The 23116-nt window shown below is 60.9% G+C and carries 16 protein-coding genes; 10 read left to right on the forward strand and 6 right to left on the reverse strand.

Translation table 11 applies throughout. From position 1 onward, the window contains the following. Positions 1-603 precede the first annotated feature (603 nt). From AAF430_01305 to AAF430_01335, 7 genes are all read left to right on the forward strand, one after another. Positions 604-852, forward strand: coding sequence for a hypothetical protein (locus AAF430_01305; GenBank protein MEM7408855.1), 249 nt, complete (start codon positions 604-606; stop codon positions 850-852). Next, a complete protein-coding gene (locus tag AAF430_01310) occupies positions 840-5042 on the forward strand; it encodes a carboxypeptidase-like regulatory domain-containing protein (GenBank protein MEM7408856.1) in 4203 nt (1400 codons plus the stop codon). Before AAF430_01305 ends, AAF430_01310 begins: the two co-directional genes overlap by 13 nt. Further along, on the forward strand, positions 5020-5769 hold the full coding sequence (locus AAF430_01315) for a hypothetical protein (protein ID MEM7408857.1): 750 nt from the start codon (positions 5020-5022) through the stop codon (positions 5767-5769). Before AAF430_01310 ends, AAF430_01315 begins: the two co-directional genes overlap by 23 nt. Next, complete coding sequence (locus tag AAF430_01320; GenBank protein MEM7408858.1) at positions 5766-10664, forward strand: FG-GAP-like repeat-containing protein; 4899 nt, start codon at positions 5766-5768, stop codon at positions 10662-10664. Before AAF430_01315 ends, AAF430_01320 begins: the two co-directional genes overlap by 4 nt. Positions 10665-10907: 243 nt before the next feature. Then, positions 10908-12308 (forward strand): RNA-binding domain-containing protein, encoded by a 1401-nt coding sequence (locus tag AAF430_01325; GenBank protein ID MEM7408859.1) that lies wholly within the window; start codon positions 10908-10910, stop codon positions 12306-12308. Between the two features lie 358 nt (positions 12309-12666). After that, on the forward strand, positions 12667-12927 hold the full coding sequence (locus AAF430_01330) for a helix-turn-helix transcriptional regulator (protein MEM7408860.1): 261 nt from the start codon (positions 12667-12669) through the stop codon (positions 12925-12927). Continuing rightward, positions 12924-13448 carry a hypothetical protein gene (locus AAF430_01335; protein MEM7408861.1) on the forward strand — a complete coding sequence of 175 codons (525 nt, stop codon included), beginning with the start codon at positions 12924-12926 and terminating at the stop codon, positions 13446-13448. Before AAF430_01330 ends, AAF430_01335 begins: the two co-directional genes overlap by 4 nt. 82 nt (positions 13449-13530) lie before the next feature. On the opposite strand, the gene AAF430_01340 is transcribed toward AAF430_01335, so the two are convergent. From AAF430_01340 to AAF430_01350, 3 genes are all read right to left on the reverse strand, one after another. Further along, entirely contained in the window at positions 13531-13833 is a 303-nt protein-coding gene (locus AAF430_01340) for an H-NS histone family protein (protein MEM7408862.1), read from the reverse strand. A 65-nt stretch (positions 13834-13898) separates the two neighbouring features. Beyond that, on the reverse strand, positions 13899-14801 hold the full coding sequence (locus tag AAF430_01345; protein ID MEM7408863.1) for a hypothetical protein: 903 nt from the start codon (positions 14799-14801) through the stop codon (positions 13899-13901). Positions 14802-14812: 11 nt separating this feature from the next. Further along, positions 14813-16243, reverse strand: coding sequence for a hypothetical protein (locus tag AAF430_01350; GenBank protein ID MEM7408864.1), 1431 nt, complete (start codon positions 16241-16243; stop codon positions 14813-14815). A 324-nt stretch (positions 16244-16567) separates the two neighbouring features. On the opposite strand from AAF430_01350, the gene mobF reads away from it, so the two are divergent. Then, entirely contained in the window at positions 16568-19447 is a 2880-nt protein-coding gene (mobF, locus tag AAF430_01355) for a MobF family relaxase (GenBank protein ID MEM7408865.1), read from the forward strand. Then, the gene (locus AAF430_01360) at positions 19425-19877 is read left to right on the forward strand and encodes a hypothetical protein (protein ID MEM7408866.1); all 453 of its coding nucleotides are present in this window, start codon (positions 19425-19427) and stop codon (positions 19875-19877) included. Before mobF ends, AAF430_01360 begins: the two co-directional genes overlap by 23 nt. A 74-nt stretch (positions 19878-19951) precedes the next feature. On the opposite strand, the gene AAF430_01365 is transcribed toward AAF430_01360, so the two are convergent. Further along, positions 19952-20194, reverse strand: a complete 243-nt coding sequence (locus AAF430_01365) for a hypothetical protein (GenBank protein ID MEM7408867.1) — start codon at positions 20192-20194, stop codon at positions 19952-19954. Positions 20195-20893: 699 nt separating this feature from the next. Here AAF430_01365 and AAF430_01370 point away from each other — a divergent pair. Continuing rightward, complete coding sequence (locus AAF430_01370; GenBank protein MEM7408868.1) at positions 20894-21646, forward strand: PEP-CTERM sorting domain-containing protein; 753 nt, start codon at positions 20894-20896, stop codon at positions 21644-21646. Between the two features lie 111 nt (positions 21647-21757). Here AAF430_01370 and AAF430_01375 read toward each other — a convergent pair whose 3' ends face one another. Further along, positions 21758-22009: a hypothetical protein gene (locus AAF430_01375; protein ID MEM7408869.1), complete on the reverse strand. Its 252-nt coding sequence runs from the start codon at positions 22007-22009 to the stop codon at positions 21758-21760. Between the two features lie 45 nt (positions 22010-22054). Further along, positions 22055-23101 carry a S8 family serine peptidase gene (locus AAF430_01380; GenBank protein MEM7408870.1) on the reverse strand — a complete coding sequence of 349 codons (1047 nt, stop codon included), beginning with the start codon at positions 23099-23101 and terminating at the stop codon, positions 22055-22057. Positions 23102-23116: the final 15 nt, after the last annotated feature.

Here is a 23116-nt window from a genome sequence, read left to right on the forward strand (position 1 = left end):
CTGCGGCGCCAGCTGGTCTTCACGACCGGGTCTACAAGATACGGTCCCGACGGGGCGCACCCATCTCATATCAGCCTCATCGGGCGGGATCTGCTGGCCTCCGTTCTGCGTGTTCCTCGCGTTGCCGTCGCGCGACAAAGATGTGCTCCTCGCGTCGACCGAGCCTTGCATGGGTGGCACGTGACATTCCGCGCGAGCTGGTTGCGCACGAGACGGCTCACCGCAAGAACCCTTGCTCCCCAGCTTGACTGATCTCGGTACTTGGTTTTCGAGCGTCAACGTGGTCACGGTCGCAATCGATGGTGACGATCCGGTGGCAAGGTCCTTCGGGCCCAAAAAACGCTTGCGCGACATGACCAACTTCGAACACGATCGTGAGTAACTAGGAATGAGCACGCCATGCACCGACGGAGCCGGCGTTCTGTTCCGATCCAACTCGATTCTTAGTCGGAGGCTCACTTGGCTCGAGTGGCTGACTCCTGCATCGCATCCCTTTGTACTTTGCTTTTTCTCGCCGTATCTCCAAGTGCCATTCTCGCGAACTCGAGCGCGGAGCGTCTTGGCGTTTCAGTTAGCCCCTCGCTCGTTGAGATTCGCCCGAACGTGTTCGAAATCAGCGGCACCACGACCGTTCAAGCGACCGTGACGGCGCACTATGTCGATGGAACAAGTGCCGACGTCACTTCTGTCACCCAGTTCTTGCCACTGGCCGCCGGGCTCTCGGTTTCGCCGACGGGGCTTATCACGATTTCTCCGCCGGCTGAGGGGCCTCCTTCGGGAACCGTTCTGCTCGTCGTGCAAGTGCAGAGCGCCGGCAAGACCACCCTGTTGGGTTTTGAATGTCAGTACTGACACCGGTGCTGGCGATCGTGGGGCGCCGGAGCTTCGCCGTTCTCGTCCTCGCATGCCTTGTCCCGAGCGCCCTCTTGGCTCAGGACTTCGACGGCGACGGTATCCCGGATGCTGGAGATAACTGCATCTATACCCCGAATGCGCAGCAGCAAGACAACGACTCGGACGGTCTGGGCAATGCGTGCGACAACTGCGTGGATACCCCGAACGGCCCGCTGGATCCCGACGAAGGCGAGAACGTTCAGAGAGATACGTCACGCGACGGCTACGGAAACATCTGTGACGGCGACATGCACCCGAACGCGGCAAACGATGGAGACGTAGACGGTGAAGATTTCAACTCAGGGGCCGGAAGCCCCGAGGTCAGCTTCCTCGACTGCTTCACGGCGATAAAGGTTCCCCAGAGCGATCCTCGCTGTGAGGAGGCAGATCTGGACGGCGACGACGACATCGATGGTGAGGATTTCTCGCCTCATTTCCTACGGCAGTTCACCGCGAACGGAATACCCGGCCCGTCTGGCCTTAGCTGCGCTGGAACGGTTCCCTGCCCGTTGGTACGGATTGATTCGCCCGCGGATCAGCTGGTCGTGCCTTCTGGGACCTCGTCAGTGGATCTCGCAGGAGCGATTGATCCGCCAACGATGCGCGTGATGATCGATGGCGTGGATGCAGTTGTTTCGGCAGGTCAGTTTAGCTTGCCGGCGGTGCCGCTTACGGGAATCGCTACTCGGATTGAAGCGCAGGCGCTCTTGGCCGGTCAGACAGTTTCGGATTTCGTGACCGTCTACCGTGACCCACCGGTGATCGTGAACACGGTGCCCAGCGATGGCACCTACGTGGGTGCGGACGCGGCGGTCCTTGCCGTCACCGTCGACGGGGCTTCGTCCGTGACCGTAGGAGGAGTTGCGGCGGTCGACATTGGTGGCGTGTTCGAGGCTCCTATCTCGTTGGTTGAGGGGCAGAACCTTTTGACTGTCGTTGCGACGAATCCAGCGGGAAGCGACTCGCAGACAATCACGGTGTTTCTGGACACGATTCCACCTGCCGTGTCGATCACCGCGCCTGTAGACGGCAGCACGACGCAGGAAGCGATTGTGTTTGTCAATGCGATGGCCACTGATACCAGTCCTCTCCTTGAGGCGATGGTCAACGGCGTCGAGGCCTTCCTTGAAGGCTCAAGCGTGAGTTCGAACTTCAACGGGGTAAGCGGATCGAACGTAGTGACCGTAGAAGTGACCGACGCAGCCGGGAACACGGGAGCTGCGTCCACAACGGTCAACGTCGAAGCCGTCCCATCCGTGGCATTCGACTCCATCCAGGACGGAGCTGTCGTTTCTGGAGATACGTTGAGTCTGGCAGGGTTCGTGAGCGGGCCAGACGCGGTCGTCACGGTGAACGGTGTCCCTGCGATTGTGAGCGATGGGACGTTTTCTGTGGAAGTCCCGCTAGTAGAGGGTGTGAATGTCATCACCCTCCTCGCGACGAACTCGTTCGGGAGCGATACGAGAATCATCTCAGTGTTTCAGGCCACGCCGCCGGAGGTGTCCGTTACCTCTCCAGAGAACTTCGCAATCGTGACGGGGCCCACGGTCGCGGTTTCGGGAACCGTCGATGATGACGGAGCTACGGTCGAGGTGAAGGGCGTTCCGGCCACCTTGAGCCCAGTTGGAGATGGGACGGCGACGTTCACCGCGACCGTGCCTGTCGTGGATGGCACTTCACTCTTGGACGCTCGGGCGGTCGACGGGAACGGAAACGTGGGCGTTGCTGCTGTGACGGTGACGGTAGACGTCACTCCACCGGTCGTTGCCCTAGACCTACCGAGCGACGGACCATCGGTCACGAGTTCCTCAATCGTGGTCACCGGAATGGTGAATGATCACGTGATGGGAACGGTGAATGCGGCAAACGTATCGGTGGACGTGAACGGTGTTTCCGCGCAGGTCTCGAATCGGCGATTCGTTGCCACGGGAGTCCCGCTCTCTGTCGGTCCCAACACAATCATCGCGACAGCTACTGACTCGGCAGGGAACACTGGGCAGGCGAGCGTGAGCGTGTCCCGTGTGGCGGGAACATTCGATCGTCTGCGGATCATCAGTGGGGATGGTCAATCTGGCGTTGTCGCCACCCTTGCAACGAGCCCGTTGGAAGTCGAGGTCCTGGATGAAGCCGGGCTCCCCGCGCAGGGGGTGCCGGTCGTCTTCCGGGTCCTGCGGAACAACGGTGAGGTGGTGGGCTCGTCTACATCGGGGCGCGTGTCGGTGGAGCAGACAGGCGTGGCAGGACGGGCGCAGGTGTCATTCCGTTTCGGTGAAGCCGCAGGCGCGGCGGGCAACCTTATCCGCGCGAGCGCTACTGGATACGGTTCCGTGACCTTCTACGCGACGGGGGTCAGCAGCGCTCCCTCGATGCTCAGTATCGATTCAGGGGACCACCAGAGCGCTCCAGTGGGAAGCGTTCTGGCAAGGCCGCTGATGGCAATCGTAACTGACATCAGCGGAAATCGTGTAGCGGGCGAATCGGTTACGTTCGAGGTGGTCGAGGGCGGCGGGCTTTTGGCGGGTCAGGGCTCCCTAGTTGTTTTGTCAGACGAGAACGGAGTCGCCATGGCGGAGCTCGCCTTGGGGGCCACTGGTGGTATCGAGAACAACGTGGTCCGAGCGTTCCTCTCGGGTGCTCCCAGCGTTGCAGCAAGGTTCGTCGCCTCTGGTGTGATCCCTGGCGATCCGTCTTCCACACGGGTAAGTGGAGTCGTTCTGGACAATGCTGACGTGCCAATCGAGGGAGTGACGGTATCAATCGATGGAACGTCCCTTCAGGCGGTGACCGATGCGGAGGGTCAGTTCGAGCTGACTGGTGCGCCGGCTGGGCTCCTTCATCTCCACGTCGATGGAACAACCGCGATACGTGCTGGAACCTGGCCTGTGCTTGAGTTTGAGCTTCTTTCTATCGCGGGAAGCAACAATGATGTGGGGCGGCCAATCTACCTCCTTCCAATTGACGTGGCCGGCGGACTGTTCGTCGATGCGAACACAGGAGGAACGCTGACGTCATCGAGTTTGCCCGGCTTTGAGATGACGATTGATCCCGGCTCCGCCACGTTCCCAGGAGGCGGAAGCTCGGGGACTGTGTCGGTCACGCTTGTGAACTCAGACAAGATTCCGATGGAACCAAACGGCGGACAGCAGCCGAGATTCGTGATCACCGTGCAGCCGTCTGGTGTCGTGTTCGACCCTCCAGCCCGCGTGAGCTTCCCGAATACGGACGGCTTCGTTCCAGGACAGATCGTGGAGTTCTACTCGTTTGATCACGGGCTCGGACGTTTCGTGTCGATTGGCACCGGCGAGGTGTCGGAAGACGGCTCGCAGGTGGTGTCTAGCGCCGGAGTTGGGATCGTAGAGGGGGGGTGGCATTGTGGCGGCTTGCCCGCTCAAGCAGGAAGCGCCGAAACCTTGGTGGTTAGGATCTTCCCTCGCGTGACGGATGTTTGTCCCTTCTCCCTGGGAGGCATTGGTGCGCTCGGGCTTCGGGCTGAGTTCGTTCCAAGTGGCATCGCGACCTACGCGTGGTCCACGCCCGGAGCAAACGTAGCGAGCGCCGATACCGTTGATCATAACTTTCACTACACCACAGCGGGAGAGAAGAGCGTCTCCGTAACCGTGACCGCTCTACCCGGTGGGCAGTCGGCTTCCGACTCGATAACAATCGACGTTTTCTCGGAGCTTGTGCAGAACGGTGGACCGGCTCTGCAGGACTTTCGGGACTCGATTCCCGAGTCCTATCCGATGAACTCGGTAGAGCTAGCACTCTACGTGCTCAATCCCGCAGAAGGCGCGCTGATGGTCAATGCGAGAAACGTGGCCTTTGCCGAGGCCGACGCTCGTTTCGGACGGCCGCCCGGCGAGGATTCTGTCGGCATGCACAATGCGTTTGTGCACGCGGCGTGGATGGCGGTTGGCGCGAGGAGCATTGTCCCCCAGTCGCTGGGTCCAGCGTTCGCTGCGTCATTCGGCGAGGCGCACGAGGACTTTGATGGAAACTCCTGCCTCGAATCGGGAATGGACCTATCAAACAACGCATTCGGGCTCGAACTCGTGCAATGCGACTGCGCTCAAGCAGAGACGTTGCAGGCGATCCTGGACGAGATCGAGAGGGCAGTGAGGGCGAATGAGCTGGTCATCAACAATTAGAGATGAGGTCACGACCGGGTTGGCTGCGTTCTTCGTGGCGGCTTTGGTGCCCGTAATCGTTGCGTGCACCGGCGAGTCTTCAGCGATCCCCTCCCTGGTCACGGGCGTGAGCCTGGGTTCGACGCTTCAGGAGGTGCGCGAGCACCGTGACGTCCAGCAGTTTCATGGGGGCGTCCTGATTGGAGCGGGCGGATACTTCGAGCGGCTGTCAGAAGACCCTCTGTTCAGCGACGCGGCGTATGTGATGGTTGACGAGCGCGTTGCACTCGTTCGAGTGTCGGGGCCCGACCGCGAGGAGCTGCTTGATGCCTCGGTCGAGGACCTGACTGTTTGGCTTGCTGCCGTCATTGCAGAAGCGTTTGATCGTCACGGTGATCCGACTGACGTCGTCGTAGTCCAGCAAGACTACGGGGTCGACATCTTCGAGAGAATCGAGGCGCGATGGAACCTTGATGAAGCAGGTTGGCTCATCGTAGATCTGCCTTCTCTTCAGAGCCCCCCTCCGATGATGGGAGGGGGAGCTGATCTGTCAACGGATCAGGCCAGCGAGATGCTACTCGGGACGCGCTATCAGGTTTCGCTCGTCGCGGATCTTGAATCACCTGCGATGCAGCTGATCCGACCTCCGGGGCGTCAGGTCGTCGCCGACGCGCCAGAGGCCGCGCGGCTAACCATAGAGAAGCTCAGATCGGTACCGAGGGAAGAGATTGAGAGGTTCGCTCGATGACTGTCCGCGGTTGGGTGAGTAGGGCGCTTATCGGCTGCAGCCTCGTCGCTTCGAATGCGGCGCTCGCCCAGGTCGCTCTTGATGAAGACTGCACAGTAAGCGTGCTGAATCGCTCGGCCCGAGTGCAGGCCGATGGTACTTGGAGGGTGGACAACGTCCCTTCGAATTTTGGGCCCGTTCGGGCCAGAGTGAATTGTGCCAGGAATGGCACCACAGAGAGAGGCTACTCCGAGCCTGTGGTGCTTGAGGAGGGAGTCTCAACCGGATTCGCGAACGTTTTCACCTCAGTCCAGGCGACTCCAGTTCCAGAGCGGCTGCGGGTGACCGCACCTTCCGTAACTCTGATAACTGCCGGAGAAACTACGCAGCTTCTGGTAGAAGCAGTTCTCCCCGGCGGTTCCGAGGTCGACGTAACCCTCGCGTCCGAGGTCCAGTATCGATCCACGAACGACTCGATCGCAACCGTGTCTCCAGACGGTTTGGTTACTGCTGTGGCCAGCGGTAGGTCGCTGATCTCAGTGCTCTATCAAGGTGCGCTTGGGATTCTGGCGTTGGACGTCGTCGTGGGTGGGGACGCGGATGGAGACGGAATCCCGGATGATCTTGAGCTAGCCAATGGCCTGAACCCCAGCGATCCGTTGGACGGGATTGAAGATCCCGACGGTGACGGTCTCGACAACCGAGCCGAGCTCGTGGATTTTGGAACTGACATCCTCCTCGCCGACAGCGACGGTGATGGTCTCAGCGATGGCGAAGAGGTGGTTGCAGGTGAGGACGGCTTCCAGACGAACCCGCTGCTCGCAGACACTGACGGCGACGGATTTCGAGACGAGCTCGAGTTCACCCTTGGGACGGATCCCACTGACGCGCTTAGCTTCGATCTCGCAGCCGGCCTTCAGTCTCTGGCGATCGTGCCGTCGAGCTTCTCGGTCGTCGTGAATACAGTTGTGGCTGAGGCGTCCTTTCTTTTGCAGGTGGAAGGAACCCTCCTAGATGGTTTTCAGATCGACCTGACGTCGACCGCACTCGGTACTTCATATGCGTCCGACGACCTGCTGGTGTGCAACTTCGGCACCCAAGACGGTCGGGTCTTCGCTTCTCAGAATGGAGCGTGCACGATTACCGCGATGAACTCAGGCTTCAGCGCTCAGTCTTCCGGCACGGTCACTAGCTTTGCGCCAACGCCGTTGAGTCAGCTCTCGCTGCCAGGATACGCCAACAACGTCGACGTAAACGGAGACACTGCGTATGTCGCGGCAGGGGATGCGGGACTCTTGATTCTGGATGTCGGAGATCGTGCAGCTCCCTCAATCGTTGGCACATTGCCTACCGCTGGTGCGGCCTACGACGTAAAGGCATCCGGGGAGATCGCGGTGGTCGCGGTCGCGGATGCGGGGCTTGAGTTTGTTGATGTAGGAGCTCAGGCCGCGCCAGTGCTGATTGGCGGGGTAGACACGCCGGGCGATGCCCGGGATGTAGCCGTGAGAGGGTCTCTTGCGGCTGTGGCCGATGGCAATGCTGGGCTTGCGGTGGTCGACTGGTCCGATCCAAGCGCGCCGATTCTCGTCGCCTCTGCCGCCCTCTCCGGTGACGCGGAAGGCGTCTCGTTCTCGGACGACGGGACTCTGGCTGTAGTGGTGGGAGGGGCGACCGCATGGGTAGTCGACCTCTCAGACGTTTCCTCGCCGGCAGTTTTGGGTTCGGTTGGGGGCTTGGGGAACGCGCGAGATGTTGTGGTTCTAGGTGACGAGGCCATCGTGGCCGACCGAGCATCCGGGATGACTCTGGTTGACATCTCGATCCCGTCGGCACCGGCAGTCGTAGCAACGGTTCCACCTGCTACTGGTGGGCTGCTCACCGACGTGGCTATCTCCGGCAGCCTGGCATTGGGGGCCGACATATTCTTTGTCAATGGTGTGCCAATCGTTAATGTGGAAAATCCGGCGTCGCCGCTGAGCGTGGGCACGATCGATTTCAGTGGGTTCTCTGATGACAATGGACTCGGCTTGGCTGCCGACGCGAGGTTCGCCTACCTGACGGCCGTGTCGGGCGCAGCCCTTGAGAATCAGGGTTCGGGGACCACGGCTCTGTACATTGGCCAATACCTGTCTGGTGATTCGGGCGGGCTGCCGCCCACGCTGACTGTTGTTTCGCCATCGGTAGGCGAGCAGGTTGTGCGCGGTTCTACCCTCGTAGTGCGGGTGTCCGCCGTGGACGATGTGGGCGTTGATGAGGTTCGGGTTTTCGTGGACGGCGCCTTGGAGGCCACTGATTCAACACTCCCATACGTGCTGTCGGTGCCCGCCCCGGCAGTAGGTACCGAGGTCGTGATCAACGTCGAGGCGGAGGATCTGGCTGGTAACCAGTCGAGTGAGCAGTTGACATTGCCGCTCGTAGATGACCCGCTCGCGACGATCACTGGACGCGTTGTGGATTCTGGTGGCAGCGGAGTCGCAGGGGCGGTTCTGACGACGATAGGCGGAGCCTTCGGTGTGTCGGATGCGAACGGCTTCTTCACCGTCTCGGGAGTCCCAACGATCTTCGGTGATGTTCAGCTACGCGTTTCGGGAATTCTCGGCGGGCGCCCAGTATCTGGCTTGTCTTTGCCCACCACGCCGATCCTGAACGGGAGTGTCGACATTGGCGACATCGTCGCTCCCGAGGTCCCTCTTTTCGAGGGGCTCTACGTGGAGAATGGACAATCGACGCTTTCTTCCGAGATTCTCGTTGACCTCAATCAAGACGGGTTTGCGGATCTCGTGACAACGACTGAGCCGGCACCGGGGTGCGCGAGCCAATGTGGTGTCTTCGTCCGGTTAGGGACTGGGGGTGGCAAGTTCGGTCCCGCATCCTTCCATACGGTGGGGCACGGGCCAGTCGGACTGGGCGCGGGAAACATGAACGGGGACGCGTTTCCGGATCTTGTGACGGCAGGAGATGGAGTGACTGTGCTGTTGGGCGTCGGCGATGGGACGTTTGGCCCAGAGGTGTACACAGCAAGAAGCCAGCCCGCCCAGGTTGGCCAGGTAGGTATCGCTGACTTTAGTCTCGACGACGTGCTTGATGTCGTTACAGCGGACCTCGGAGGCTCGAACGTCACACTCTATCAGGGGAACGGAGACGGAACGTTTGGGACTGTTGTGACCCAGCCAGTTGGTGCAAGTTCGCTGGTGAGGTTCTCTGTGGGAGATGTTTCGGGGAACGGACAACCCGACTTTGTGTCCACACATATCTCGAATGTGTTGCGAATCAAGAGTGGCCCGACACTCTTTAGCTCAAGGTTTCTGTCACTCCCGAACGTCGCGACCGAGGTCAAGGTCGCTGATCTGGATGGCGATGGGGCAGGGGAGGTTGTTGCCGGAACTGCATCGGACGACCTGATCGTCGTTCCAGCTCTTGGTAACTTCGTGTTTGGCTCACCTGTTCAGTATCCGGTAGCGGGCAATGTAGACGCGATCGATAGCGCTGATTTGGATGGAGATGGGAACGTCGATGTTGTCGCGAACCCGAGCGCTGACCCCCGAGGCGTCTCGGTCTTCTTTGGGCTGGGCGATGGAACGCTTGAGCCGGAGGCTCGATTCCCTGCGGCGGCCACCGCCCGGAACGGCTGGGGGCTTGGCGACGTCAACGGAGACGGGAGCGTCGACCTCCGCATCAACCAGGCGGGTCCAATCCTGATCAACCAAGGACAAAGAGACTTGGGCGTTCCGGACGCTCTTGCCATCGCCCCTGGACTCGCTGAGTTGACCGTCGATGACGTTAGCGGGGATGGGCTGGACGACATCTCCGTTCGTGACGGAAGCGGCTTCAGTGTGTTTCTTGCCAGCCCTTCAGGGGTCTTTACGAAGGTTGGCGTCGGTTCAACGGGTCTATCATCTCCTGTTGCATTCGGCGATTTTGACGGCCAGGGTGGGGTGGATGCAGTCAGTTCTGTCGATCTGCGCCTAGGCAATGCGGACGGAACGTTCGGTTCCCCCGTAGCTACCTTCGCGCCCTCGACGAGCGCGGGCGCGGTTCGGGTAGCGGATCTGAATGGGGACGGGTTCTTGGATGTTTCCTACGCGCACGGCTCGCCGCAAGATCAGCTTCGCGTGATCCTTGGCAACGGCGATGGAACGTTCGGCGTCGAATCCGACACCGCGCTTGGAGCACCCATAGAAGATCTGCGTATCGCTGATGTGGACGGCGACGGTGAGTTTGATCTCGTAGCACGAAGAACAAACGATCAGATTGCGGTCCTGATCGGGCACGGCGACGGCACGTTTCAGGCAGAGGTGCTCTCGTCGGGGATTCCCAACGCCACAGCATTCGACGTCTCTGATCTCGATGGAGACTCCGCCGCGGATATCGTGGTGGTCGATGCGAATCGCATCGGGTCCCAAGGGGGGGACGTGGCCGTTCTCTTCTCACTTGGGAACGGGACCTTCGGTCCCCCGACGCTCGTGGATTCAACGCTCGCGACAAATCCAAGCTCACGATCAGTTGTCTCAATTGGAGACATCAATAGCGACGGACTCGTCGATTTCGCTGTGGGCGACGATCGAATGGCTCGAGTCTTCCTGGCCACGTCCCCCGGCGTGTATGAGCAAGAACGGTTTGCGATCGCCGGGGCCCCATTGGTCAACCTGTCGCTTGGCGACATAAACGGCGATGGTAAGTCCGACATCGTTTCAACGAATCTCGTTAGCGGCGCAGAGCCTTTTCCGTCTGGTCTTTGTGTTAACGCGCAGAGACTCGCGGACGTTGACGGAGATGGGCTTTCAGATCAAGACGAAGTCGTCTTGCATGGTACCAACCCCTCTGATCCGGACTCTGACGGAGGGGGGCGTACCGATGGAGAGGAAGTCATTAGCGATGGGACAGATCCGCTCGACGCCGGCGACGACTTGCCCTGACGCATTCCATTCGTACCGCCCGAATCAGTTTGGCTGCTCGTCCAATAGTGGGGTAGGAGGTTCCTGATCTGGGTGGAAGCTAGGACCGCCGGGCCGGGAGTGTCTCACGGAGCGGATTGATCGGACACGGCGGGCGGTCGAGCTCATCCGCGACCACACCAACTCTGAGAGAGTCGCCATCGGGTTCACCAGAGTGATCGAGGGTTCCGCCTCTCTCCGCGAGTCTGTCAGTAGACTCTAGCTATGTCGTCTGGGCCCGAACAGATTGAGAGTCTCGTGTCTCGGCCTCGCGAGTCGCTGCCGGTTGAGCTGAAGGGATGGTTTGATCCGGAAACGCCTCAGGGAATCGCAAAGATCGCGAGGGCGTGTATCGCCCTGAGAAACCAGAACGGCGGGTACCTCTTAATCGGCTTTGCAGACGCAGATGGCTCACCCGACATTGCGGCTGCGCCCGAGAACGTCAGGTCCGACTTCCACGCTGACGTGGTCCAGGGAATCGTCGCCAAATACGCTTCCGAGGCCTTCGAGGCGCATGTGCACTTCGTCGACCGAGAGGGTGCCACCTTCCCGGTGGTTGAGGTGGAGCCGGGTGTGCGTACGCCAGTCGCCGCCAAGCGCGCCCTTGACGATCCAGAAGGCGGAAGGCCCCTAGTTCGAAGAGACGCTGTCTACGTTCGGTCGCTCGAGTCGAACAACACGGTAAGTACGACCGAGGCAACATGGAAGGATTGGCCTCGGATCGTGGAGATCTGCTTCGACAATCGCGACGCAGATGTCGGGCGGTTTATCCGGCGACATCTCCCCAATCTCACGAGAGAGGATGTTCGCTCTTTCGCAGAGAGCCTCCAGCTGGGTGAGCCCGACCCAACCGGGGAGGAGCGTGCGCAAGCGCTTCTTGACCGTGGGTTTGATCGCTACAACACGGAGCTTGTTCGGAGGAGCCCTGACCTCCCTGGTTTCGGGACGATGGAAGTGGCAGCAGTCGTGAACGGCGCCCTGGTACTCCATGTTGCAAATGAATCATTCCTCTCGCTCTTGGATGCAAACAACCCCAACTACACAGGCTGGCCCGTCTGGGTCGACAGCCGAGGATTCCGAGAGCAGGACGCGCGTCCCTACGTATACGGGGACGGCTGGGAGGCGTTCATTTGGAGTGCAGAACCCGGCCTGAGCAGTCATCTGGATTTCTGGCGTCGCGATCCAGGCGGGGAGTTCTATCTGCTCCGTGCGCTTCAGGACGACCTCGTGCAGCGAATCGAGCCCTTGAAGTCGCTGGATTTCGCATTGGTTGTGCTCCGAGTAGCGGAGGCCATCGCAGTGCCGTTGAGGTTCGCGCGAGCGATGCTGTTGTCCGACGCAGATGCCGAGACAGCGGAGGTCGCATTCGCTTTTCGATGGACGGGTCTCGCGAATCGGGAGCTAAGCTCGTGGGCGAGTCCGGGGCGCGATATCTCGCCCGGGCGTATCTGCATGCAGGACAGAGTTTCCGCTGAGGTCGTTGTGCCTGTTGAGACGTCGCCGTCTGCTCTCGCTGGATTCGTGGGCAATGTGGTCGCGAGGGTGTTCGCGGTGTTCCAGGGCTTTGAGCTCGGGGATTCGGTCGTTGAGGATCTGGTTGAAAGGCTGCTCGCGAGGCGTCTCTAGGATCTACTTCCAACCGGGAGGGCTTGCACCCAACGCCGAGGCTGCGGTGCGCCGTCAGGGATTGCTGGTCGGCCTGGAGAGCTGAGGTGGGTCTGTCTGCCAGCGAATCGCTAGTGATCACGCGGCCGAACAACAATCGCAACGATCGTGCTTCCTAGAGGCCTGCTGGCGCCTCGTCGAACTCGTACCTGCGACAGGAGTCAGAGGCTCTGGTGACGCGGACGAGTCTCCCGGGCGTCGGGGCCTCCGGGGGCGAAGCGAGCCGGCGCCGATTGGGATCCTGATCCATATTTGAAGTATGATCCGTTCCTGATATAGTCACGAAATGGCCTCGAGAGGACTCTCTCCTAAAGAACGGGTGGCACTCAACCTCCTGGGTGGCGGTGAGCAACTGTATGGCCTCGAGCTGGTCAGGCTCTCTGGCGGCGCCCTAAAGGCTGGAACCGTCTACGTCACGCTCGAACGCCTTCAGGCCAAAGGGCTCATCGAGTCAGAGCTGGAGCGCAAGCCGAGAGACATGCCCGGCCGCGCCCGGCGCCTCTATCGGGTGACTGATGCTGGACTGAGCGCGCTAGATCTATTGGCGCAGCTCGATCACCTCCTGGCGTCACCAGCATGAACCCTGCTGCCGATCGAGATGCTCTCAGTCAGCTGACCACCGTCTTCCACTTCGAGAGGCAAGAGGACGGCCGGATCCAGTATGAGCTCAGCGGGTCGCGTTGGGTAGGAACGCCCGATGCTGCTGTGGGCTGCAGTAGCGTCAGTGGCATCGTTGACGACTTTGATGAGCTTCAAACTCTGCTGGTAAATGGCGACGAGGGGCTGCTTCGAGCCTATATGGAGCCGCTCATTTGGCGGACCTATGTCGAGACAGTCCATCATAGGGAAGGGCCGCCCCCGGGCGAGCGATTCGCGCGCGTCCTGAGATTCGTCTTCCCGAGAAAGAGGTATGAGGACATCGTTGATCCCATTCTCGCTGATGCAGAAGGGGAATGGGTGGCCGCGGTGGTTAGCAACGACCGTAGTGGGGCAAGGCGGGTTCGTGTCCAGTGCAACCTTCAGTTGCTCTATGCGACTGGCCTGTCACTTCCGGTCGTCCGCCTCCTCGCCTGGTTGCTCGATTGGATTCGCTATCCCTAGACCAGCCCAAGCCTGGTGTTGCCGATTCCGGTGCGAGTGATCGGCGGTTCGTTTGAGGCACGGCTGGACCTGGAGCTGGTGGCTAACCCAGCGAGAGTTCTTCTAGGGCCTTTCCGGCAGCGATCTGCGCTTCTACCCATCTCGGGCGTCGCCCGACGCCGGTCCAGGTCTCTGTGGGGTTCTCGGGATTGCGGTAGCGGGGCGGGTTCTTGGGCTTGCCGTTTCGTCGCCCGCGGAAGCGTGCCACGACCTCGGCTTTGGTGAGGCCGTGACGCTGGGCGATCTCCTCGAGAGCCCGAAAGGCCGCCTCGCGGTGCTCGGCCTCGAGAGCGCTGATGCGGTCGGATACGACGTTCTCGAGCGCCCGAAGAGCAGGCAGGTCCAAGTCTGAGACATCGATGGGGAGGGGAGCGGTTCCATTGGCCATGGGGATCTCCTGCTGGGGGCCGACTAGGCGGTCTTCGACTGCGGGCGTCGGATCGGAAGCCTGGAGAAGACCCGTTCTTGTTCTTCCCCAGATAGTTGGTCGCAGATCGAGAGGAACTCTTCCGGGCCGACTGTGGATGTGACCGCGAGCGTCTCGTCGGCGCTGAGATCGAGGAGCCGGTGCGGGTTTTGATGAATCTCGGCCAAGGTCTGAAGCGGAATGCTCTGCTGGGCCGCGCGAGTCTCGGCTTGCTCTAAGAACCATTGCGCGTACTCGTGCTGCTCTTCTCTAACCTGAGCGGAGACCAAGGCGTCCCGCGCGTCGAGCGTATCGCTCTTGAGCGCATTCCAGGTGACGCGCTGCTCGAGGTAGTAGACGATTCCCGAGACGGTCAGATAGAGCCCGAAGGCTGGTACGACGGCGCAGAGGGCGTAGCCCAAGGCCAAGAGCAGCAACGGCTCACCTTTCCCAAGCACGTGTCTGGGGTTGGCGCTTCTGAGACCAGGAAGCCGCATCAGCCAGGATTCGCCCCAGAAGTATGTGTTGACCGGATCGAGGTTCCGCACGCGCTGGACCTTCCCCACTACGAGGTGGATCAAGCCAGTCGCGAGGAAGAGGGCCAAGAGACCCAGGAAGAAGAATCCTTCGAACTGAGGAACGCCGTCGGTCTTGTCGGCCAGAAGGCTCTGGATCTCAGGAGAGGATGCGAAGGGTGGCAGGATGAGAAGGGGCGCGTAGATCATCTCTCGCGGTAGAGCGGCGCGGAAGTAGACGGCCGCGAGCAAGACGCCAAGAGGGAGAAGAAACCCCCGTAGAAACGTAAACTCGCGTCTGCCGAAGTTCAACCGAAACAGGGTCTGGGGAATGTTGGGATGGGTCTGGAATGCGAAGCTGAGGACCTTGCCCGCCGTCGTCTGGAGCCGCATGAAGGCCTCCTCTAATCCCGTTGTGAGAACGTCGCAGGCAAGAACGTCTTGCCGGTTCGATCCCAGGTGCGCCCCCCTTGAAAAAGCACAGCATCCACTTCGAAACCGGATTGCGGCCCGCCTTTGCGGAGGACCGTGAATTCATACGGGTCGACCTGAAACTCAGAAGACGAACTCCGTGTCGCAGAGGCTCCGCCCGGCCCAGCGGTAAAGCTCCAGCGTTTCTGCCATGTGCGCGCAATGCGTGAGGCCGCCCATTCGTTTGTAATCGGGCATGAGTTCTGATGGAAGACGAGCGTCGAGAAGTTGCCGAGGAGTTGGTCGGCTTGATCCTTGCTCGAGCGGCCATTCATCGTCGCGTAATAGCTGGGGAGATTCTGGGTAAGGAACACCGTGCAGCCTAGGTGGCTGCGTGCGATGGCCTGGTATGCGGCGTCGTAGGAATTGACGAACTGTTGAGCTTCATCCACCCAGAGAAACACGGGTCGAGGATTCTGGGAAACGTCTCGTCTCGCGACTGCCTTCTGCCAGACGTACTTGAAGACGGCCTGTGCAATCGTCCCGGTCTTCTGGTATGCGAGCGTTGGAAGGTCGAGAAGGATAATTCTTCCGCGAAACGTGTCCTCGGGCGTGAATGTCGTATCCGTGCAGAAGAGCTGGTGGAAATCAGATCGCGAGAAGCCGCTGGTGAGGCTCCGAAACATCGCGAGAATGCACCCGCGCGTCTTCTCAGGGATTGTCGGGTATTCCTCGGTCCAATAGCGCGTGGTGCGACGCAGATCGTGCTTGTCATTCGCGTTCTGGGCCCGTTCGAAGGCATCGCCAATGCACTGTGCGCAGTACGACTCGTGAAGGAACGCACTCTCTTCAACTTCCGCTTTGCTGAGCGGTCCCGAGCGAATGACTTCGTTGAGCGCATCGATTGAAATCGGTTGGTCGGCAAGCCGAAGGAGGTCGACGGCGTTTCGGACGAGCTCGCGAAGGGAATTTCGCCAGAAGGGTTCCTCAGTCCGGTTGTCGTCATCGATCTCAAGCACCGTCGCGAAGAGGTCAACCAGGTTCTCTGTTCGCCCACCGCCGTCATCGGCGCGGTGCATCTCGTAGTCCAGAAAGTTAAATCGGTACGGGTACTTAGAGCCTCGTGCGGACACCTGGATCAGCGAGTCTGAGCGGCCGGTTTCCTCGCAGTAGCGTTGCCACGTCTCCGCTTCGTCGCGCTTGGCCGTTAGGACCAGGCCACCCAGGTGGTTCGAGAGGAACGCGCGTGCGAGAGCGCGGCCACTTCCCGAAGTCTTCCCAGAGCCAATCGCGCCGAAGATCGCTGTTCCCTGACACGCGTCGCGGATGGTCCACGCGTCTGAGCACACCTCTCGCTTGCGGAAGCGGCCGGACTGGCCCTTCGAGAAGTAGATCAGGGGATGATCCAGGATCTCGTGTTTCACGTGCGTCCACCAAGCGAGAGGGCAGAACAGCGTTGCACGTGCGTGCGATGGTCATCGTGAACGAAACCAGAACACCGCGTCAAGCTCATGTGGTACGAAGCGAGTGTTAGTTCGTGCGCGCACCTAACGGTTTACCGTTAGGAGAGATGCCTGTACTCCATCTTGCATGTCTGACTAACGGCTTGATTTCTTTGGGCGACTGAGTTCGTGCTTCTGTGCATTAGAAAAACGTGATACACTGTAACGTGTCAATAGAAGCAGGGCGTTAAACGCGGGAAGTGCGTACCCGTTGCGGGTGGGCACTGTTGGTGAAGGACGCTCAAGATGCTGCGGTTTCATGCGGGAACAGATGCCGAGGGGGCAAAGGCCTACTTCGACAAGGGCCTCCAGCGCGAGGACTACTACACGGAAGGCCGTGAAGTCGCGGGGATGTGGCGCGGGCTGGGTGCGACGCTCTTGGGGCTTCGAGGGAAGGTCGATCGCGACCAGTTTCATGCTCTCTGTGAAAATACCCATCCAGAGACGGGTGAAAGACTTACGGCCCGCACGAAGGCAAATCGGCGGGTCGGCTTCGACATCAGTTTCTCGGTTCCGAAATCCGTCTCCATTCATCAGGCGCTCACGGACAGTGCGGAGATTCTCGAGGCGTTCAAGGCTTCAGTTCGCGAGACCATGGAAGAGATGGAGAGGGACGCGGCGGCGCGTGTCCGAAAGGATGGTGCGAACCACAACCGGACGACCGGCAATCTCGCCTGGGCAGAGTTCATTCACTTCACGGCGAGGCCCGTGGAAGGGCGTTCTGATCCCCATCTCCACGCTCACTGTTACACCTTCAATTCCACCTTTGATGCGATCGAGGAATGCTGGAAGGCGGTTGATCTCGAGGAGGTGTGGAAACGTGCCCCGTACTACCAGGCGGCGTTCGACTCCCGGTTCGCGGAGCGACTCCAGGATCTGGGTTTCCAAATCGAGCGTCATGCCAACGGTTGGGAGCTCGAAGGCTATTCACGCGAGCTTGTGGAAACGTTCTCCCGGCGCACGGCGCTGATCAACGCGTTCGCCGAGGCCCGAGGCATCCAGAGCGATCGGTTGAAAGACCAGTTCGGGGCGCTGACCCGCGAGGCCAAGAAAGAGGGGGAGGATAAGGCCCAGCAGCGGGCGGAATGGGCCTCGCGGCTCACGTCCGAGGAGCTGCAGGGAACCTTGCTCCGAGAGCGCGTTCGCAAGGAGAGAATGGCACGAGGCGTCTCTGTTTCGTTGGACCGGACCGCCGCTGATTGTCTCGATTTCGCGACCGCTCACGGTTTCGAGCGTCAATCCGTGGTTCGGGAGGTAAGCCTCTTGGCGGACGCAATCGGTCACGGATTGGGGTCTGTTTCAGTCGCGGAGGTGGAGGCGGAATTCGCGCGGCGAAAGGCGGACGGGCGGCTGATTTCGGCCCAGATCCACGGAACGGCGCAGGTTACGACGCCCGAAGTGCTGCGGGAAGAGCGGGCGATGGTGAAGTGGGCACAGGATGGGCGTGGGACCCGCAAGGCTCTCGCAGCGGACGGCGCCGCCCGCAACACCGCCTTTCGCGAGCTCATGTCCGATGGTCGGTTGCCGGATAGCCATCAGATTGCCGCCGTGGAGCATGTCCTCTCGTCCCAGGATCGCGTGATCTTGGTGCGGGGAAAGGCTGGGACGGGCAAGACAACCATGATGCGGGCCGCCCGCGATGGCATTCGCGCAGGCGGTCGGGAGGTCTTCTTCTTTGCTCCTGGAGCGGAAGCGTCTCGGGGGGTCTTGGTTGGGGAAGGGTTCGAGAACGCCACGACCGTCGCGAAGCTCTTGCAAGACGACGCGCTTCAGTCCGATATCGAGGGCCAGGTGATCTGGGTGGATGAAGCCGGAACGCTGGGTGCACCGGATATGAGCCGCCTGTTCGAGATCGCAGACCGCACGAATGCGCGGGTGGTTCTTTCAGGAGACGTGACGCAACACGCCCCTGTTGCCCGCGGGGATGCCCTGCGCGTGCTTGAGAATGAGGCGGGGCTTCGGCCGGCGGAGCTCACGAGGATCTATCGACAGACCAATCGAGTCTATCGGGAAGCGGTGGAGGCCATCAGTAGCGGCGAGAGGAGTGGGATTGAAGCTGGGTTCGCGCAGCTCGACGAGATGGGGGCCATTCGCGAGGTAGCGAGCGAGGAGCGGTACGTGGAGCTGGCCCAGGGATATCTCAGTACGGTTCTTGAAGACCAGAAGACGGCCCTGGTGGTGTCTCCTACGCACAGCGAAGGTGAGAAGGTGACGTCGACGATACGCGAGGGCCTTCGAGAGGCTCGAATGCTTGAAGCGGAGGAGCGCACATTCTCGCGGCTTCGCAGCTTGGGGCTGACCGAGGCGGAGCGCGGTGACGCCGCCAACTATCGCCCGGGGGTTGTCGTTCAGGCGCACCGCGCAGTTGCAGGCCTGAAGCGCGGCCAGAAATACAGGGTGGTCTCGAACGAGGGCACGAAGGTGTGGGTCGAGAACGCGGAAGCGCGAGGCCCCGACCAGCCCATCGCGCTGCCGCTCCGCCAGGCGGACCGGTTCGATGTGTTCACTGAGGATGCGATCGGCCTGTCACGAGGCGACCGCATTCGTATCACCCGAAATGGCATGGCTGCGTCGTGTGGGCCTAGCGGGCGCAGGCAAGAACTGCGAAACGGGGCGATCTACGAGGTCGACAGCTTCACCGAAGGTGGAGATCTCAGGGTCCTCGGCCGAAACGCGAAGGGGAGGGTGACGGGCACCTTTGTTGTAGGCCGTGATTACGGGAACCTGACACACGGCTACTGCGTCACCTCTCATGCCTCGCAGGGGAAGACGGTCGACAGGGTGCTGATTGCGCAGGGGTCGGAGTCTTTCCCTGCGAGCTCTAGCGAGCAGTTCTACGTGAGTGTCAGTCGCGGCCGGGAGAGCGTTGTCATCTACACGGACGACAGGGAACAGCTCAGGGCACGCGTGATGGCCAGTGCAACGCGTACGAGCGCTCTGGAGCTCGAGCGGTTCGGGATGCGTGAAGACAGCAAGAGGCTGCAGAGACACGTTCTTTGGACGCAGCGGGTGCGAGGCGAGGCCCGGGCTTTCGCGCGCGCGCAAACCGTAGGCCTTCTCCGGCAGGCTCGAGCAGCAGCGCAGCAAATGTGGAGACGACGAGATGGACCCGAAAGAACTATTTGAGCGTCGGTCGCGCAAGCCGGTCGGGCCGATGGAACCTGCATCCCAGCCGCCGGGACCGATGGAGTCAGTCGACGAAGCGTTGTTCGAGCGCCTACAGCTCCCAATCAAGGAGCTGCCGCGCCAGCTGGAGTTTCGTCGGAAGACCGAAAGCTGGTTCAGTTTTCCGTATCACTGCCTGATGGGAGTCGAGTACTTCCCGCACGATCGGATCGTGCTCACATTCACCACTCATCGGGTTGCGGTCGTGGGGCGGAACCTCGAGCGCCTATACCGAGGCATCCGCCAACAAACGGCCGACACGGTTGAAGAGATGGACCGGGCGACGGCGCTGGCGACGGACGAAGCCGAGCTTGAGATCCACGGGATCACGATCACCAGCAGTGCCGAGGACGTTCCGAGCGTCAGCTCTGATCCTCTGTCTGAGCCGTGAATCGGGAGCGTTCACCACTGGGCTGGAGCAAGAACCGCCCCGCGGAACCAAGGTCCCACGGGGCGCGAGGCCCGCTAGGACCTGGTGTCCTCTTCGGTCGGTAGCGGGATTCGCAGGGTCACGGTGCCCTCGAGCGGCATGGCATCGAGGCGGACCTGAAGTCCGTTGCCGTCCTCGTGCATCCAGGCGGAACCGATGGACCGCCAGAACGGCTTGTTTCCAACGCCGCGGTCGATGACCGAGTAGGCGATGAAGTCCGGTGCATTGGGGCTCTGCTGAGCCTGCGTGTTCGCTTGAGTATTGTTCTTCGTAGTCATGGTTTTCTCCTTCTTCGTTTGGTTTGAAGCGCTGCATCCTTCGCAGCCCTTTCTCGCCGACCCGTAGAGCACGGAAGGAGACGTTCCGCGATCAGCATTTTGGGGGGTGACCCTCTGGGGGGAGCCGAAATGCGCCTATCGCGATTGGGCCGGCGGCCGTGCTACGGGATCTGAGGCAGGAAAGGGCAGATGGGGAGGTTGCAAAGGCGCGGAGGAACGAGAGGAAGGAGGTTTGAGAGAACGATCGCGAAGAGCCATCAACGAAGAGCTCGGAGAAGAGATTCAGCGGGCGCCCAATGCTCGGGAAGTGGCGGAACGAAGTTCTGCCGGTCTAGCCCGCAAGCGCGAGCGTGGCGATTAGAAGGGGGGTCAGGCGTGCACCGCCCGGTTCGGTAAGGCGGCTCTCGGAGCGAGGCTCGAACTGCGGTCGCTTGTTGTGGGTTTGCTCTAGCGAACGGAACCCTTCCCCTTCCTTCGGTGGCTCCTTTGGGTCGCGCCCACTCGGTGCCAGGGTGATCGATGCGGGGTCGCCAATGTTGGAACCGACATTGCGGAGCCAGGGCCGGGGCACCAGCGCATGGGGGGCTCGTTGGGCGAGTGCGGCCGGGCCTGAGCGCGCGAATCGCCCCATGATTGTGCCCGGTGTCTCTGCGTCATCCGGGCTGGGGTTGGTGGAGGAGCTGCTCTAGGTAGCGGAGAGTGATCTCATTCAGCCTTGCCAACAAATATGCAGATAGTGCATACTCGATGGAGTCTGGCGCGAGTCCCGTATCGGGAGAGGGAGCGGCGATGTGGCGGAAATCTGCAGGTGTTCTCGGGGTGGTGTTGGCCGTTGGAGCGGTGACAGCAAAGGCCGCGCCAATCGCCTATCTGGCTCAGGGCACTATCGACGCGGTTCACGGTTCGGGATCGCCCACTAGTTTTGGCATTGGCGACGACTTTTCGTTTCAGGTCGCGTTCGATAACAACGCTGTGGATACGCATGCGTCTCCGGGAGCCGGGATCTTCGGTTTCGATGCCGACTACACGTTGTCCCTGGGCCCCGCGACCATCAGCCTCACGGACATCGTGTTCAGTCTCTCGGCAGTCTTCAACAGTGTCGGGAGCGGTAGTGTTTCAGTTGGCTTCGATGCGTCGGAGGTCTCCACGCCTCTGCCGGGATTCGACGGCTTCTTCTTGCGAGGCCCATCGATGCTGCTGAGTCTGGCAGCCGGCGGGAGCTTTGATCCGAACGTTCTTCCGGTACTGAGTCTGGATGCGCCCTTCCAGCCTACGGGCCTATTCGTCGTCTCGACATGTGCTGCTGAGTCAGAGAGTTGCTCGGGCGGGTATCAAGTGCGAGGCACGTTGACCTCGATCCAGGTCGTACCGGAACCGGCAACCGCGGCTCTACTGGCGGGCGGTCTCGTGCTGTTGGCATCGCGCCGCAGGGGGCAGCTCTTCAGCGTGTAGCGCAGGCTGTATGGTCCATGGGCGCCTTATCGGCTCTCCTGGGCGTACAGACAGAACCTGCCGACTGCCCCTGCCGGCGAGGGGCTCGAGACGGAAATGGCGCTAGAGGGATCACTTGATGAGGCGGCGACGGGCCTCGCCCTCAGCGAACTCCACCGCACGAGAGCGTTTCAGGTAGCGCAGGAGCTTGTCGGCGACGTCTTGGTCTTCACAATCGACGACATGAAGCAAGGAAAACTCCTCGTCTTCATCGCCGGGGAACAGAGGGCGAACGCGGTCGGCGCCGCGTCGCTTCAGCTGTGCCGCCACCCGGTCCTTTGAGCGCTCGCTCGCACTCGCCTTGAACTTGAGCTGGATCTTCATGTGCTCGGGAGAGTCCCCCGAGATAGTGGCCCTCCCTAGATGAGGCTACAGCGCCTTCGAAAGGTCGAGCAACCCGGCGCCATAGCTTGGCGTCCACTTCTTTCCGCGCATCATCGGCAGTTTCTGCGTTTTGGTGAGCTTCTTCTTGATGCCGAGGGCATTCAAGGTCGGATACTTCTTCACGGCGAGAGCTGCGGCACCAGCCACGTGGGGCGTTGCCATCGAGGTACCACTCATCACGCCGTACTTCGTGCCATCGTAGAACGGGCTCTTCTGGCGGGGCAGAGTTGAGAGGATATTTGATCCGGGACCCACCAGGTCAATGTGTCGCCCGGTATTCGAGAAGCTCGAGCGCACACGGTTCTCGGCGATCGACCCGATCGACAGGACGCCGTCATACCCTGCCGGGTATTCCTTGGGGTTTCCGTACTCGAAGTCGTTGCCCATCGCCGCGCAGACGGTGATGCCTGAATCGTACATGCGCCGGAAAAGCATCGCTTCAGTCCGAGACTTCTCCGTGCCGCCGATGCTCAAGTTCACCACCTTGATGCGCGAATCAAGGACCGATCGCAGGGCTCGCAAGTACGCCTCTCCGTCGACATAGTACTCGCCATCGGAAGCCGGCTCGTCCGGGAATATCTTCCATATGGACAAACTGCAATCGGCGACACCTGCGACGCCAATACTGTTGTTGGCGAGCGCCGCCACGGTTCCGGCGACGTGCGTACCGTGTCCAAGAAGGTCACGCTTTCGGAACGGTTTGTAGTTGTAGCTGATGGACACACCCTTGAAGTCCGGATGGCGATCGTCGATGCCCGTATCCAGGATCGCCACTTCGATGCGGCTTGCCTTCGGGCGCTTGGCCTGGAACCAGCGTATCGCGCGCAGGCCCCATTGCAGGTTGAGGAGCGGGTCCACTCCCTTGGACGCCTTTGCTGCTTGGGTCCAGCGAGCGGGCATGCGCTCAACATACTCGACGCTTGAGGACGACGTGAGCTTCTTGAGTAGGGCAGGCGTCACCTTCTTGGCATCAACGGCGAGCATGTTGATGCCCTCGAGATACTCGTGCGAACTGTCGGTGACGCTGCTCATCACCGCTAGCTCCTT

This window comes from Myxococcota bacterium, assembly GCA_039030075.1.
Classification (GTDB): Bacteria; Myxococcota_A; UBA9160; order UBA9160; family SMWR01; genus JAHEJV01.

Bases quoted from the DNA above. Each gene is read 5' to 3' on its own strand.
- mobF (MEM7408865.1), top strand. From the start codon at position 16,568: ATGCTGCGGTTTCATGCGGGAACAGATGCCGAGGGGGCAAAGGCCTAC.
- AAF430_01365 (MEM7408867.1), bottom strand. From the start codon at position 20,194: ATGACTACGAAGAACAATACTCAAGCGAACACGCAGGCTCAGCAGAGC.
- AAF430_01360 (MEM7408866.1), top strand. From the start codon at position 19,425: ATGGACCCGAAAGAACTATTTGAGCGTCGGTCGCGCAAGCCGGTCGGG.
- AAF430_01345 (MEM7408863.1), bottom strand. From the start codon at position 14,801: ATGCGGCTCCAGACGACGGCGGGCAAGGTCCTCAGCTTCGCATTCCAG.
- AAF430_01375 (MEM7408869.1), bottom strand. From the start codon at position 22,009: ATGAAGATCCAGCTCAAGTTCAAGGCGAGTGCGAGCGAGCGCTCAAAG.
- AAF430_01310 (MEM7408856.1), top strand. From the start codon at position 840: ATGTCAGTACTGACACCGGTGCTGGCGATCGTGGGGCGCCGGAGCTTC.
- AAF430_01325 (MEM7408859.1), top strand. From the start codon at position 10,908: ATGTCGTCTGGGCCCGAACAGATTGAGAGTCTCGTGTCTCGGCCTCGC.
- AAF430_01335 (MEM7408861.1), top strand. From the start codon at position 12,924: ATGAACCCTGCTGCCGATCGAGATGCTCTCAGTCAGCTGACCACCGTC.
- AAF430_01380 (MEM7408870.1), bottom strand. From the start codon at position 23,101: ATGAGCAGCGTCACCGACAGTTCGCACGAGTATCTCGAGGGCATCAAC.
- AAF430_01320 (MEM7408858.1), top strand. From the start codon at position 5,766: ATGACTGTCCGCGGTTGGGTGAGTAGGGCGCTTATCGGCTGCAGCCTC.
- AAF430_01315 (MEM7408857.1), top strand. From the start codon at position 5,020: ATGAGCTGGTCATCAACAATTAGAGATGAGGTCACGACCGGGTTGGCT.